Origin of the sequence: Saccharopolyspora halophila (assembly GCF_039531955.1) — a bacterium.
In the GTDB taxonomy this organism is placed as follows: Bacteria; Actinomycetota; Actinomycetes; order Mycobacteriales; family Pseudonocardiaceae; genus Saccharopolyspora; species Saccharopolyspora halophila.
Map to the genome: position 1 here is coordinate 146,684 of NZ_BAAARA010000007.1, position 13,220 is coordinate 159,903.

The window sequence follows — 13,220 nt, forward strand, 5'->3', positions numbered from 1 at the left end:
TGCCGGCCGGGTGATCCGGTCGGCGGATCTCCCGGTCCCGAGCGTTCGTTGTCAGACCTTGCGACCGACGAGCCCGTAGACGATGGATTCCTCGGGCTTGTCGGTGACGTCCTCGGGATCGTCGGGATGCCACTCGGGCACGTAGACCACGCCCGGGTCGACCAGGTCGAAGTCCGAGACCAGCTCGGCGACCTCGGCGCGGGTGCGCAGCGTGACGGGGTTGCTGCTGTTCTCGTAGAGCTTGACCAGCCCGGTGGTGCCCTCCGGGTAGTCGTCGCCGGTCACGTGCGAGAAGCCCAGGTAGCTGCCGGCGGGCAACCGGTCGTAGTAGCGGCGGATCACCTCGCGGGGACGCTCGCTGTCCGGCACGAAGTGCACCAGCGCCACCATCATCACCGCGATGGGCTGCGAGAAGTCCAGCAACCTGCGAGTTGCCGGTGCGTCGAGCACCTCGTCCACGTCGAGCAGGTCGGCCTGGACCACCGAGGCGTTGTCCACGCCGTCGAGGATGGTGTTGCTGTGCGCCACCGCGACCGGCTCGTTGTCCACGTAGACCACGCGGGCCTGCTGATCCACCGCGTGCGCGATCTCGTGCACGTTGCCCGCGGTGGGAATCCCGGAACCGATGTCGAGGAACTGGCGGATCCCCTGATCTAAGCAGTACCGCACGGCTCGGCGCAGGAACGCGCGGTTGTGCAGGGCGATCTCTTGAACGTTCGGGACCACTTCCATGACCTTGCGGCCGAGTTCGCGGTCCACGGCGAAGTTGTGCGCTCCGCCCAGGTAGAAGTCGTAGCAACGGGCGGCGCTGGCGGTCTCGAGATCGACGCCATCGGGTATCCAGTCAGGGTGCTGCTCCACGAGTTCGACCTCCCGGTGGTGGACTGACGGGGAGAGGCGGCCTGCTCGGCCGCCGGAGTTCTTCGTCGATCAACATCGTTCGGAGGGGAGCCGAACGGGTTGATCAAGTAGGCAATACTACTGTTACGGACCGCAGTCAGTCACCCACCTGGCGTGAGAATCGTCGCCCGGCCAAGGGATGCAGGTCAGGCGCGCTCCTGCACGAGCCCGCCGATTTCGATCGCCGACAACCGGTCGCTGACGTGCGGGCCCTGGATCATCGAGACACCCAGTTCGCTCAACCGGTGGGCCTGGCGCTCGTTGGTCACACCGGTGGCGAGCACCGGGAGCCCCATCAGGCGGGCGGCGCCGACCGCGCTGTGCACCAGGTGCTCGCTGAGCGGGTCGGCGCCCTCGGGATCGGCCATCCCGGCGATGTGCGGACCGTCGAGCTTCACCCCGGCCAGCGGCAGATCGCGCAACCGGTCCACGCGGGAGTAGTGCGACCCGAATTCCTGCACGAACAGGCGAATTCCGAGTTCGGCGAAGATCTCCACGGTGTCCACCGGATCACCCTGGTGGTCGAACAGCGCGGCTTCCGGCAAGCACAGCACCAGCGACTCGGCGGGTAACCCGGTGCGATCCAGGATGTCGCGCACCTCGCGCACGAGGTCGGGCTCGCGGCAATGCCGGGCGGAAAGCGTCACCGCCAGCAGCGGTGCCCGCGATCCCAGCTCGCCGGCCCAGCGCGCGGCGTGCCCCCCGGCCTGCTCGAGGGTCCAGGCGCCGAGCTTGGTGAGCAGGCCGATCTCCTCGGCGAATCCGATGAAGCGCTCCGCGCCCAGCTCGCCGAGCTCTGGGTGGTCCCAGCGGATGTTGGCCGCCGCGGCCACCACCGCGCCGGTGCCCAGATCCAGGATCGGGTCGTACTCGACGAAGAGCTCGTTCGACTGCAACGCGGCGGGCAGCGTGGCGGCGAGCCGGAAGTTCTCGTGCTCCCTGGCGTTGCGCTCGGGGTCGAACAGCACCCACAGCGCGCGGCCGTCGCGCTTCGCCCGGTAGAGCGTGATGTCGGCATCGCGCAGCAACGCCTCGGCGTCGGTGCCGAGAACCTCGCGCTCGACGATGCCCACGCTGGCCGAGGCGCTCAGCTCGTGCTGGCCGATGCCCATCGGCCGGGCGATCTCCTGCAGCAGCCGCTCCACCAGGTCGACCACCGCGTTCGCGTCGATGGAGTCCGGGATGGCCACGGCGAACTCGTCGCCACCGGTGCGGGCGACCACCGCGCTGTCCGGAGCGGCCAGCGTACGCAACCGGTGCGCCACTTCGCGCAGCAGCCGGTTGCCGACGCGGTGGCCGAGGCTGTCGTTGACGGCCTTGAACCCGTCCAGGTCGAACAGGCACAGGCCGATCCGGCGGCCCGGGTAGACCGGGGTCAGGGCGGCGTGCAGGCAGGATTCCAGCTGGGTGCGATTGGCCAGCCCGGTGAGCGGATCCTGCACGTTCTGCCTGCGGAACTGCTCCTGCAGCATGTGCCGGTGGGTGATGTCCTCGCACATCACCACCAGGTAGTCCGGGTCACCGTCCGCGTCGCGCACCAGCGATGCCGACACCCGGGCCCAGACCTGGGTGTCGTCCGGCAGCGTGCGCCGCACGTCCAGGCCCGCGCGCTCGTCCGCGCCCGCGGCCAGCTCGGCCAGCGCGGCGGTGACGCCGGCGCGCCACCGCTGATCGACCAGGTCGGTGATCAGCACGCCGACCAGGCTCCCGGGTTCGCGGCCGAAGAGCTGACCGAGCGCCCCGTTGGCCTCCGTGATCACGCCGTTGATGCCCGCGACGGCCATGCCCAGCGCCGCGGAGTCGAACACCGCGTTGAACCGCTCCCTGCTGGCGCGCAGCGCCTCGTTGCCCGCCTCGCGGGTGTGGCCGACGGCGTGCTTGAGCACCAGCGCCTGCTCGTCGACCGTCTTCTCGCGCAGCTTGCCCGCGAAACCGCCCGCGAACTCGCCCAGGACACCGAACAGGCGTTCCGGGGCGACCTCGGGCAGCAGTTCCGGGAGCTCGAGCGCCAGCAGCTTCAGCGAACGCGAGAGCATCGCGGGGCTGGTGAAGTGCAGGGAGACCAGATCGGCGCCCGCCTGCCTGGCCTCACCGGCGCGGTCCGGGCACGCGAGTTCGCCGAGCACGTGCTCCAGGCAGTCGGCCAACTGGTCGTCGACGTCGCTGCGCTGCAGCGGGACGTACCCGGCGTGGGCGATCTCGTGCTTCCATCGCCGGACGAGCTCCAGTCGGTCCACCTTGGTGATCACGATTCGGCTCCGTCGGGTCCGTGTGGCCTGCGCCGCCTTCCCAACCCCTGCGCTCTTCGCATGCCGTCACCACATGTGATCGTGCTGGCGAAGCGCACCGGCGCGGTTAATCCGGTCAGGATCTTACTGTCACGCACCGCACCGGGTCACGCGCTCAGCGCAGAAGAATTCGGGCCCGGTTCGACCGGCTACGGCGAATCGCCGGATTCGCCGCAAACGTGATTCGCGGCACGGCTCCGTCGGCGGAGGTCACGCCGCTATGAGCATTGTCACCAGCCCGCATCGCGGGATCGGGGGTAAGGGGGCCCTAAGCTGGAATTGATTCCGCGCAGAGCAGCCACCCGGAATTCGGGTGCGCGCCCGCGCGGCTTCGTAGTCGAGCGCGCCGAGCACGGCGCACAGGAGGAGAGTGCATGACCCGCCCGTTGCGCGTCGCGATCGTCGGGGCCGGCCCGGCCGGCGTTTACGCCGCCGACATCCTGACCAAGTCCGAGACCCCGGTCGAGATCGACCTGCTGGACCGGATGCCTGCACCCTACGGCCTGATCCGCTACGGCGTGTCGCCCGACCACCCTCGAATCAAGGGCATCATCACCGCCCTGCAGCGGATCATGGAGAAGCCGGAGATCCGCTTCCTCGGGCACGTCAACTACGGCGTGGACCTCAAGCTCGAGGACCTGCAGCGGCACTACGACACGGTCATCTTCGCGACCGGTGCCGATCAGGACCGCCCGCTGGACATCCCCGGCATCGACCTGCCGGGCAGCCACGGCGCCGCGGAGTTCGTCTACTGGTACGACGGCTACCCCGAGGCGCCGCGCGAGTGGACCCTCGACGGTGAGCAGGTCGCGGTGATCGGCGCGGGCAACGTCGCGCTGGACGTGGCGCGCGTGCTGGCCAAGCAGGCCGACGATCTGCTGACCACCGAGATCCCGGACAACGTCTACGCCGGGTTGAAGGACTCCGCGGTCACCGACGTCCACCTGTTCGCCCGGCGCGGCCCGGCGCAGGCGAAGTTCACCCCGCTGGAGCTGCGCGAGCTCGACCACCAGAACGAGGTCGAGATCATCCTGCACCCGGAGGGCTTCGAGCTGGACGAGGCCAGCGAAGAGGAGATCCGGACCAACAACCAGACCAAGACCATCGTCAAGACCCTGCAGGACTGGGCGCTGCGCGACCCGCAGTACAACACCAAGCGGCGGCTGCACCTGCACTTCCTGCGCTCCCCCGTCGCGGTGGAGGGCACCGACCGGGTCGAGGGCTTCAAGGTCGAGGTCATGGAGCTCACCGGCGACGGCAACGTGCGCGGCACCGGCGAGTACGAGACCCACCCGGCCCAGCAGGTCTACCGCGCGGTCGGCTACCTGAGCTCGCCGATCCCGGACATCCCGTTCGACCACAAGAAGGGCACGGTGCCCAACGAGGCCGGCCGGGTGCTGGACCTCGACGGCGAGCACATCCCGGGCGTCTACACCACGGGTTGGATCAAGCGGGGCCCGGTGGGCCTGATCGGCCACACCAAGGGCGACGCGCTGGAGACGATCAACAACCTGCTCGACGACCTCGACGGCCTGCCCGAGGCCGAGCAGCCGGATGCCGACAGCATCATCGCGCTGCTCGAGGAGCGCGGCGTGGAGTACACGACCTGGGACGGCTGGATCAAGCTCAACGCCCACGAGCAGTCCCTCGGCGAGTCGCACGGCCGCGAGCGCATCAAGGTCGTCCCCCGCGAGGACATGGTCAAGATCTCCCGCGGAGAGTGACCACCACCCCTGAAAAACCCCTGCTTCCCACTCGGGAGGCAGGGGTTTGACAGTTAAAACTGTGCAGACCAAACGAACATGATCATGCGGTGCGGGTGTGGTGGTGGGCGTAGTAGCCGCCCAGGGCGGTGATCAGTGCCAGGAACACCAGCAGCGTTGCCGTCGACCAGGATTGCTCGTCGCTGGCGATCAGGAGGGCGCTCGCCGCGAGGGGGACGAAGCCGCTGAGCAGGCCGCTGAAGTTCGACGAGATCGCGACGCCGCTGTAGCGCAGGTGCACCGGGAACAGGCCCGCCAGCAACGATCCCGACACCGCGTACGGGATGGACAGGCAGTTGATGCCGAGCACGACGGCAGCGATCACCAGCGCGGGGTTGCGCGTGTCGATCAGCCAGAAGACCGGGAACGCCACGACCGCCGAGAGCACCCCACCCCACAGGCAGACCTTGCCGGGGCTGAACCTGTCGGCGAGCCTGCCGCCGAAGGTCAGCGTCAGGACCTGGCCCGCTGCGGCCAGCAACGTCGCACCCAGCATCAGCGACTTCGGCAGGTCCAGCTGACCGACGCCGTAGCTGATCACGAACGTGGTCAGCAGGTAGAACCCGCCGATGCCGATCAGCGAGGCCGCGACACCGATCAGCACCTGCCGCCACGCGGTGCGGAACAGCTCCACCGCGGGCACCGAGGCGCGGTCGTGCTCGGCGAGCATCTGCTCGAACAGCGGCGACTCGCCCACCCGCCTGCGCAAGTACAGGGCCACGCCCAGCAGCGGGAAGGCGGCGAGGAACGGCAGCCGCCAGCCCCACGCGTCGAACGAGTCGTCCGGCATCATCGCGACCAGGTAGAAGCCGCCGGAGGACAGCAGAGTGCCGATGGGCGAGCCGATCTGCGGCAGTGCCGCGAACCGGCCGCGCTGCTCGGGCGGTGCGTGCTCCACGGCGAGCGTGATCGCGCCGCCCCACTCGCCGCCGACGGCGATGCCCTGCAGCAGGCGCAACGACGTCAGCAGCAGCGGCGCGGCCAGACCGATCGCCGCGAAGTCCGGCAGCAGGCCGATCAGACCGGTCACCACGCTGATCAGCGTGACCGTGACGAGCAGGCAGCGCCTGCGGCCGATGCGGTCGCCGAGGTGCCCGAACAGCACGGCGCCGAACGGCCTGGCGACGAACCCGACGGCGAACGAGGCGAAGGCGGCGAGCGTGGCCACCGCCGGGTCCTCGGTCGCGAAGTACAACCGGTCGAACACGATCGACGCGGCCGTGCCGTAGAGGAAGTAGTCGTACCACTCCAGCGCGGTACCGACGAACGCGGCGAACGCGACCTTGCGCGCCTCTTCGGGATGGATGCGTGAAGTGCTTGCCGTACCGGCGGTTTCGGTCACGGTGCCTCCCTGCTCTGTGCGGTCCGGGACACCCGGGCCCGGCCACCCGCGGCGAGTCGCTCACCGGGTCGCCGGGCCGGGATCAGGTGGGGACTTCTGGGAACTCCTCCGCGCCGTGCACCGCGCGACCGGCGACGAACGTGGCGCGCACGTCGATGTCGCCGATCGCCGGGGCGGCCACGGCGGTCGGATCGTCGTCGAGCAGCACGAGATCGGCGAACATGCCCGCGCCGATGCGGCCTCGCTCGTGCTCCTGACCAGCCGCCCACGCGGCGTGGGTGGTGTAAGCGCGCAGCGCTTCCTCCGCGTCGACGCTCTCGCCGGGACTGAGCACGCGACCGGCCCTGGTCGTGCGTTCGACCATCGAGCGCATCCCGAGCAGCGGCGCTCCGTTCGAAACGCACGGCCGGTCGGAACTCCCGGGCACCACCAACCCCGCGTCCAAGAAGGACCGCTGCCGGTAGAGCCACGGAACGCGCTCCTCGCCGAGGGCCTCGACCATCGTGTCGCCGATCTCGTAGAGGAACCGCGACTGCGGCACCGGGACGACGCCGAGCGCGGCCATCCGGGAGAGCTGGTCTGGTCGCACCATCGCCGAGTGCTCGATGCGGTGCCGGGCCTGCGGCCTCGGCATCTCGCGCTGCGCCTGCTCGAAGACCTCCAGAGTCAGATCGATCGCGCGGTCGCCGATCGCGTGCGCGGCGACCCGCCAGCCACCGCGGTGCGCGGTCAGGATCCGCTCGCGCAGCACGTCCGGGTCGTCGCCGAGCACGCCGTGGCCGCCGTGACCGAGGAAGGGCTCGGTCACCGCCGCCGTGCGGCTCGACAGCGCACCGTCGGTGAAGATCTTCATCGGCCCGATGCGCAGGAAGTCGTCGCCGAACCCGGTGCGCAGGCCCAGATCCAGACCGAACGCGTCGGGCCCGACCGGGTGCAGCACCTCCGCGGCGGGCATCAGCTCGGCGCGCAACGGCAGCTCGCCGCGCATCCGCGCGAGCTGGTAAGCGGCGGCCTCCGCGGGGCTGTGCCCGATCCAGCCGCCGCCGATGCCAGCCTCGGTGACGTGCGTGAGCCCTTCGGCGAGGTAGCGCTTCGCGGCCCTGCCGATCGCCGCCGCCAGCTCCTCCACCGGATACGGCTTGACCAGCGCGTCGACCAGCTGCTGGGCCTGCTCGGCGAGCAGACCGGTCGGCGCGCCGTCCTCGGCGCGCTCCACGACGCCGCCCTCCGGCACGCGCGCCGAGCCGTCCAGCACGCCCGCCTCGGCGAGGATCTCGGTGCTGGCCACGCACATGTGCGCGGAGCGGTGCTTGAGCCACACCGGCCTGCCGCCGCCCGCGCGATCGAGCGCCGCGCGGTCGGGATGACCGCCGAGCGCGAAGTCGTCGTAGCCGGACCCGATGACCCAGGCATCGGAGGGCAGTTCCGCGGCCCGCCGGGCCACGAGGTCGTAGAGCTCGTCCGCCGACCGGCACCCGGAGAGGTCCAGCTCGCCCAGCGACAACCCGTACCAGACCATGTGGTTGTGCGAGTCGGCGAAACCGGGCGTGACGACGGCGCCGTCGCCGCGCACCACGCGCTCGGCGGGCAGCTCGGCGACCTCGTCGTCCACTCCGACGATCCGGCCGCCGAGCACGCCGATCGCGTGCGCCACGGGGTGTTCCGGGTTCATGGTCAGCGCGCGCACGTCGCGCAGCAGCAGGTCCAGCACTTCTCGGTCCCTTCTCAGGCCAGGTGGTGCAGCCGGGTCAGCGGCAGCGTGGGTGCCCGGTGGACGTCGACCTCCGCGCCGTCGACGAGCACCGGACCCGGATCGCGCGGTACGTCGACCCGCGGGGTCGCGGTGTTGCGCACCATGTCGGCCCTGGTGAGCTGCCTGCTGTCGCGCACGGACGCGTAGTTCGGGCCGCTGGGCAGGCGCGCGCGGTCGGCGGCGTCGGCGACGAACACCGTCGACAGCCTGCGCGGCGCGGCCCCGAGCCCGCCGAAGAACGGACGCATGACCCTCGGTTGAGTGAGTCGGGTCGAGCCCGATCCGGAACCGCCTGCGCCCCAGGCGACGAAACCGGACTTGATCACCAGCTCGGGTTCCGCTCCGAACCACGCCGGTTGCCACAGCACCAGGTCGGCGAGCCTGCCCGGCCGCAGCGAGCCGACCTCGTGGGCCATGCCGTGCGCGATCGCCGGGTTGAGCGTGATCTTCGCGAGGTAGCGCAGCGCGCGTTCGTTGTCCGGGTTCTCCGGGCCGGTGCTGCCCGCCAGCGCGGCCTGCACGTGCGCGAGCTGCCAGGTGCGCCGCGCGGTCTCGGCGATGCGCCCCATGCCCATCGAGTCGGAGTTGACGATGCTGATCGCGCCCGAGTCGTGCAGCGCGTTCTCCGCGGCGATCCCGTGCTCGCGCACCCGGCTCCCCGCGATCCCCCTGTCGCTGTCCACGAGGGAGTGTCCTTTGTGCACTGTCATGGTCATCGGGAACAGCTCGTCCACCGTGGCGGGCGTCAGCGGCAGCGTCGGCGTGGTCGAGGAAGTCAGCACGTGCGGACTGCCGACGATCTCCAGCAGATCGGGGTGACCGCCGCCGCCCTCGACGTGGTAGGCGTGCACCGTGCGGCCCCGGGTGGCATCGAGCGTGTCGGCGAGGAAACCGGACTCGTTGAGCGTGTCGGTGTGCAGCGCGACGGGCAGGTCCGCCTCGTCGGCGACCCCGAGGCAGGTGTCCACGATGTGCGGTGTCGCGCCCCAGTCCTCGTGGATCTTGAACCCGCCCGCACCGGAGAGCACGGCCCGTTCGAGCAGGTCGTTCGACGACGAGGAGCCACGCGCGAGGAACGCGACGTTGATCGGCACGTCCCGCCACGCCTCGATCATCGAGTGCAGGTTGTAGGCGGGGTTGGCACCGACGTCCCACACGCCGCCCATGCCCATGCCCACCAGCGAGGTCACACCCGCCGCGAGCGCGGACGGCACCACCTCCGGGCTGGACAGGTGCACGTGGGAGTCCACCACACCCGGCGTGGCGATCATCCCCTCGCCGGTGATCATCGCGGTGTGCGAGTCGACGACCAGCTCGACGCCGTCGATGGCCTGCGGGTTGCCCGCGCGGCCGACCCCGACGATCCGGCCCTCCTTGATGCCGATGTTGGTCTTGCGCACGCCCAGCAGCGGATCGAGCAGGAGCACGCCGAGGACGACCATGTCCAGCGCGCTGTCGCGTCCCGCCTTCGGCGCGACCAGCAGTCCGTCGCGAGTCGTCTTCGCACAGCCGCCGAGCATCTCCTCGCCCGGTTCGGTGTCGTCCTGCTCGACGCGGACCCACAGATCGGTGTCACCCAGCCGCACCAGGTCGCCCGTGGTCGGTCCGTACAGCGCCGCGTAGCGCTCGCGGGACAGGCTCGTCACTCGGCACCTCCCATTGCCACGACGGTGAGTTCCCTGCTCTCCCCCGGCTCCAGGCACACCGCCATGCCCGCGGGGATCGCCAGCCGGTAACCGGCGAGCTCGACATCGGCGCGCACGGCCCCGTTGAGCTGGCTCAACGGGAAGTGCGAGGAGATCCACACGGAGCGCTCGCCCTCGTTGAGCAACGTCACGTCCCGGTGCTCGCGCCCCGCGGCCAGCTCGATCTCGCCCGCGGCCGCGCGGACGGCACCGGGCGCGTCCTCCCCGGGCGGGCCGAACGGCCGGGCCACGTGCACCAGCGAGCTGCCGTGCGGGAACAGCGCCTCGACCTGGATGACCGGGACCGCTGCGGGCACCCCGGGTTGCAACCGGTCGGGTCCGAGCAACTCGCCGGCGCGGCGCACGATCTCCTCGAGATCGACGCCGTCCCAGGCCAGTTCGAGGATCTCGTCGCACACGTAGGCCACGGCGTCCGCGGCGCCGAGCAGCGCGCCGCGGGCCAGCCTGCGGCGCGCCAGCTCGGCCGCGGAGAACAGCGTCAACCGCTCCTGCTCTCGGGGTGTGAGGTGCATGGGAGCACAGTCCTCTGTTCACCGGCCCAGAACAATGATGGATCTACCCCGTTTCGCGGTTCTAGATTGGGCAGATGCACACCCCGTTTCACGCGCCCGTTACCCCGGACGAGTCGCTGCGCAGGCTCGTGCACGCCTGCCTGGACGACCTCGACGAGCTCGTCGCGGTGTTCCTGGCCGAGCTGCGCGCGATGGAGCCCTACGCCAGCGATGCCGTCCCGTGGCCGGAGCTGCGCGAGCACGCCGAGGAGAGCATGGAGCTGCTGCTGCGGCTCATCGGCGGCGGATCCGTGCCCGACCGGCTCTCGGACCTGTGCGAGCGGATCGGCCGGAGCCGCGCGCAGGCGGGGGTTCCGCTGGAGGTGCTGCTGCACGCGGTGCGGATGGACTTCCGGGTGCTGTGGGACGCGCTCGTCCGCCGGGTGTCCCAGCAGGACCTGCCCTCGCTGGTGCACAGCGCCGCCCTCGTGTGGGCCGCGGTCGACCACCACACCACCCGGATCCACCTCGCCTACCTGGCCGAGGCCGCGGTACTCGCCCGGGAGCAGGAGCACGAGCGCAGCCAGCTCGTGGCCCGGCTGCTGACCACCGACGCGCGGGATCCGCAGGTCGTCGCTCAGGTGGCGACGGCGCTGGACGTGGCGCCGGGAGCGGACTTCGCGGTGGCGGCCGCGCCGCTGTCGGAAACGCGACCGCTGCGGCACGCCGTCGACGGGCTCGCGGCCCGCGGCATCGCGGTGCACCTGCAGGACGTCGACCGCAGGCCGGTCCTCATCGCACAACTGCCCGCGGGCACCCGGGAGCTCCCGCCGCGCTGGCTGCGCGACGTGCCGTGCGGGCTGGCCCCGGTCGCGCAGGCGCTCACCGGGGTGCCGCGCGCGGTGCGGATCGCGGTCGAGCTGGCGGGCACCAGCGCGGCCGAGGGCGGCCCGAGCGCGCTGACCGACGTGTGGCCCTCGCTCGTGGCGGGCAGGCTCGGCGAACTCGGCGACGCGCTGGCGAGCGGGGTGTTCGCCAGCCTGCGCGGCACCGGCGCGAGCGAGCGGGGCCGGCTGCTGGAGACCGCAGCGGCCTACCTGCGCACCGGCTCGGCCGGTGCGGTGGCCGCGGAGCTCTACTGCCACCGCAACACGGTGCTCAACCGGCTGCGCAGGATCGCCGACCTGACCGGCTGCGACCTCACCAAGCCCGACCAGGCCGCGCTGTTCACCGTCGCCGAAGCCTGCCGGCGCGACGGCGCCCCCCTTTCCCATCAGCGCACCGCCGCGACGCGCGGGAGGCGAATCGCGGGTGCGTGATTTCGAACGGCGTGCGGCGTTCCGGTTGTTCGAGGTACTACGGTGAACACGACCCCTCTCGTATCGTGCAAAGGATGGGACGTTGACCGCGACTCAGATCCCGGACACCACCCAAGCCGAACTCGACAGCGCGCTGCAGCGCGCCGCCGACGCCGCCGAACCCTTCGGCGCGCAATCCCCGGCTGAGCGCGCCCGTCAGCTGCGCGCCGTCGCCGACGCGCTCGACGCCAACGCGGGCGACCTGATCCCGCTGGCCATGGACGAATCCAACCTGGGCGAGGGCCGGCTGACCGGCGAGCTCAAGCGCACCACCTTCCAGCTGCGGCTGTTCGCCGAGGTCCTCGACGAGGGCTCCTACCTGCAGGTCACCTTCGACCGCCCGGACGCGGACTTCGCGCTCGGGCCGAAGCCGGACCTGCGCCGGATGCAGCTGCCGATCGGGCCGGTCCTGGTGTTCGCCGCCAGCAACTTCCCGTTCGCCTTCTCGGTCGCCGGTGGCGACACCGCCTCCGCGCTCGCCGCGGGCTGCCCGGTGGTGCTCAAGGGCCACCCCGGCCACCCGGAGCTGTCGGTGCGCACCGGTGAGATCGTCGCCGAGGCGCTGCGCTCGGCGGGCGCCCCGGAGGGCGCGTTCACCGTGGTGCTCGGCTTCGAGATCGGCACCACGGCGCTGCGCGACGAGCGGATCAAGGCCGCCGCGTTCACCGGTTCGGTCCCGGCCGGGCGCGCCCTGTTCGACATCGCCAACTCGCGCCCGAAGCCGATCCCGTTCTTCGGCGAGCTGGGCAGCCTGAACCCGGTCTTCGCCGCCCCCGAGGCGGTGGCCGCCCGCGGCGAGGAGATCGCGAAGGGCTTCGTGACCTCCTACTCGGGGAACGCGGGCCAGCTGTGCACCAAGCCCGGCCTGCTGTTCCTGCCCGCCGAGCACGGCCTGGAGAACGTGCTGGCCGAGGAGTCGGCGAAGGTCTCCGCGCACCGGCTGCTCAACGAGAAGCTGCACGGCGGCTACTGCGACCGCCGCACCGCGGTCACCGAGGTGCCGGGCGTGCGGGTGCTGGCCGAGGGCTCGGCGGACAGCTCCGCCGCCGACGACGGCGCGCTGCCGACGCTGCTCACCACCGATGTGGACACCCTGCTGGCCAACCGGGAGGCGCTGCTGGAGGAGGTGTTCGGGCCGCTGTCCATCGTGGTCACCTACTCCTCGGCGGACGAGGCCCGTCGCGCGGCCGAGGCGTTCGAGGGCAACCTCACCGCCACGGTGCACGCCGACGACGCCGACACCGAGTTCGCCGGGTCGCTGGTGCCGCTGCTGCGCGACCGCGCGGGCAGGTTGCTGTTCAACGGCTGGCCGACCGGTGTGGCCGTCTCGCCCGCGATGCAGCACGGCGGTCCGTACCCGGCCACCACCGACGCCCGCTTCACCTCGGTGGGCACCGCGTCGATCGACCGGTTCGTGCGCCCGGTGACCTACCAGAACGTCCCGGCCGCGCTGCTGCCGCCGGCGCTGCGCGACGACAACCCGTGGGGCGTCCCGCAGCGGGTGCACCACCCGCGCTGATCTCCCGGCCGAGGAGATGTTTCCGTTCGCGGTTCGCGCGGCGGAACCTCGGACGTCGCCGGGCTGCGGGATCCCCGCGACTCGAGCAGCGGCCTGCGCG

General features: G+C 71.3%; 9 protein-coding genes. 3 read left to right on the forward strand and 6 right to left on the reverse strand.

The window, feature by feature from the left end; all coding sequences use genetic code 11:
• Positions 1 to 51 precede the first annotated feature (51 nt).
• Positions 52 to 861, reverse strand: coding sequence for an SAM-dependent methyltransferase (locus tag ABD289_RS11775; RefSeq protein WP_344130133.1), 810 nt, complete (start codon positions 859 to 861; stop codon positions 52 to 54).
• Between the two features lie 185 nt (positions 862 to 1,046).
• On the reverse strand, positions 1,047 to 3,149 hold the full coding sequence (locus tag ABD289_RS11780) for a putative bifunctional diguanylate cyclase/phosphodiesterase (RefSeq protein ID WP_344130136.1): 2,103 nt from the start codon (positions 3,147 to 3,149) through the stop codon (positions 1,047 to 1,049).
• A 413-nt stretch (positions 3,150 to 3,562) separates the two neighbouring features.
• Between ABD289_RS11780 and ABD289_RS11785 the strand changes: the two genes are divergently transcribed.
• Entirely contained in the window at positions 3,563 to 4,912 is a 1,350-nt protein-coding gene (locus ABD289_RS11785) for an FAD-dependent oxidoreductase (protein ID WP_344130140.1), read from the forward strand.
• Between the two features lie 82 nt (positions 4,913 to 4,994).
• Here the strand turns inward: ABD289_RS11785 and ABD289_RS11790 are convergent, their stop codons facing one another.
• The 4 genes from ABD289_RS11790 to ABD289_RS11805 form a co-directional block, all read right to left on the reverse strand.
• Positions 4,995 to 6,293: an MFS transporter gene (locus tag ABD289_RS11790; protein WP_344130143.1), complete on the reverse strand. Its 1,299-nt coding sequence runs from the start codon at positions 6,291 to 6,293 to the stop codon at positions 4,995 to 4,997.
• An 82-nt stretch (positions 6,294 to 6,375) separates the two neighbouring features.
• Positions 6,376 to 8,004 carry an amidohydrolase gene (locus ABD289_RS11795; protein ID WP_344130146.1) on the reverse strand — a complete coding sequence of 543 codons (1,629 nt, stop codon included), beginning with the start codon at positions 8,002 to 8,004 and terminating at the stop codon, positions 6,376 to 6,378.
• A gap of 14 nt (positions 8,005 to 8,018) precedes the next feature.
• Positions 8,019 to 9,692 carry an urease subunit alpha gene (locus ABD289_RS11800; RefSeq protein ID WP_344130149.1) on the reverse strand — a complete coding sequence of 558 codons (1,674 nt, stop codon included), beginning with the start codon at positions 9,690 to 9,692 and terminating at the stop codon, positions 8,019 to 8,021.
• Entirely contained in the window at positions 9,689 to 10,264 is a 576-nt protein-coding gene (locus tag ABD289_RS11805) for an urease subunit gamma (protein WP_344130152.1), read from the reverse strand. Before ABD289_RS11805 ends, ABD289_RS11800 begins: the two co-directional genes overlap by 4 nt.
• A 74-nt stretch (positions 10,265 to 10,338) precedes the next feature.
• Between ABD289_RS11805 and ABD289_RS11810 the strand changes: the two genes are divergently transcribed.
• Together ABD289_RS11810 and ABD289_RS11815 are read left to right on the forward strand one after the other, a co-directional pair.
• Complete coding sequence (locus tag ABD289_RS11810; RefSeq protein WP_344130155.1) at positions 10,339 to 11,562, forward strand: PucR family transcriptional regulator; 1,224 nt, start codon at positions 10,339 to 10,341, stop codon at positions 11,560 to 11,562.
• Positions 11,563 to 11,644: 82 nt separating this feature from the next.
• The gene (locus ABD289_RS11815; protein ID WP_344130158.1) at positions 11,645 to 13,120 is read left to right on the forward strand and encodes an aldehyde dehydrogenase (NADP(+)); all 1,476 of its coding nucleotides are present in this window, start codon (positions 11,645 to 11,647) and stop codon (positions 13,118 to 13,120) included.
• Positions 13,121 to 13,220: the final 100 nt, after the last annotated feature.

Excerpts from the sequence above, each read along its gene's own strand:
- ABD289_RS11785 (WP_344130140.1), top strand. The coding sequence starts at position 3,563 with ATGACCCGCCCGTTGCGCGTCGCGATCGTCGGGGCCGGCCCGGCCGGC.
- ABD289_RS11805 (WP_344130152.1), bottom strand. The coding sequence starts at position 10,264 with ATGCACCTCACACCCCGAGAGCAGGAGCGGTTGACGCTGTTCTCCGCG.
- ABD289_RS11810 (WP_344130155.1), top strand. The coding sequence starts at position 10,339 with ATGCACACCCCGTTTCACGCGCCCGTTACCCCGGACGAGTCGCTGCGC.